Raw genomic sequence first — 1,215 nt, 5'->3', positions numbered from 1 at the left:
TATCTCGACTGCGACGCGGTGCCGGGCGCCGAGGCCGTGCGTCACGTAGCCGGTGCGGCAGCCGATGCGCCGCTGATCGACTGGCCGCACGTGCTGCCGCTGAAGCTGCGCCGCCTGCGCGCGTGCTTCGACGCGTGGCGCGCCGACGACGCCCCGTCGCGCGACGCGTTCCAGCGGTTTCGCGCGACGGGCAGCGCGGCGCTCGACGCGCATGCGCGCTTCGATGCGCTGCAGGCGTTCTGCCTCGAACACGGGCTCGGGGCGGACTGGCGACAGTGGCCGGCGCCGTGGCGCGACCCAGCATCGGCGGAAGTCGATGCATTCGCGCACACGCATGCCGATACGGTCGCGTTCCATACGTTCCTGCAATGGTGCGCCGCGCGCGCGCTCGGCGACGCGCAGCATGCGGCACGCCGCGCGGGCATGGCCACCGGGCTGATCGCCGATCTCGCGGTCGGCTCCGATCGCGCGGGCAGCGACGCGTGGGCGCACGGCGCGACGCTGCTGCGCGGCGTGTCGCTCGGCGCGCCGCCCGACCTGTTCAACGCGGCCGGCCAGGCGTGGGGCGTGACGACCTGGACGCCGGACGCGCTGCGCGCGGAAGGTTTCGTGCCGTTCATCGAGCTGCTGCGCGCGGCGTTCGCGCACGCGGGCGGCATCCGCATCGATCACGTGCTCGGCTTCGCGCGGATGTGGATCGTGCCGGACGGCGGCTCGCCGCGCGACGGCGCGTACCTGCGTTATCCGGTCGACGATCTGATGCGGCTCGTCGCGCTCGAGGCGGCCCGCCATCGGGCGCTCGCGATCGGCGAGGATCTCGGCACGGTGCCCGCCGGGTTTCGTGAACGGCTCGGCGCGCAGGGAGTCGCGGGCATGCGCGTGCTGTGGTTCGAGCGCGACGCGGGCGGCGCGTTCCGGCAGCCGTCCGAGTGGGACCGCGACGCGATCGCGACGACGTCGACTCACGATTTGCCGACCGTGGCCGGCTGGTGGCGCGGCGTCGACCTGGCCTGGCGGCAAGCCGCGGCCCAGGTCGCCGCGCAGCACGACGAACCGGACAGGCACGATGTGGCCGCTCCCGCGCCGGACGACGCCAGTGCCCACGATTCCGACGAAATCGTGCAGGCGCGCGGGCACGACACCGCGCCGTGCCCGGAAGCCGGCAACGCGGCGCCGCCCGACACGCCCCCCGGCCTTCCCGCCGCGCACGCGGAA

At 74.8% G+C, this 1,215-nt stretch carries 1 protein-coding gene; it reads left to right on the top strand.

The genetic code is table 11. The features are described from left to right. On the top strand, window positions 1-1,215 hold a 1,215-nt coding region (malQ, locus tag DPV74_RS41450), incomplete at both ends, for a 4-alpha-glucanotransferase (protein ID WP_119339293.1).

Origin of the sequence: Burkholderia sp. HAN2018, assembly GCF_024704855.1 — a bacterium.
GTDB lineage: Bacteria > Pseudomonadota > Gammaproteobacteria > Burkholderiales > Burkholderiaceae > Burkholderia > Burkholderia cepacia.
This window is presented reverse-complemented; position numbering and strand designations above follow the sequence as displayed.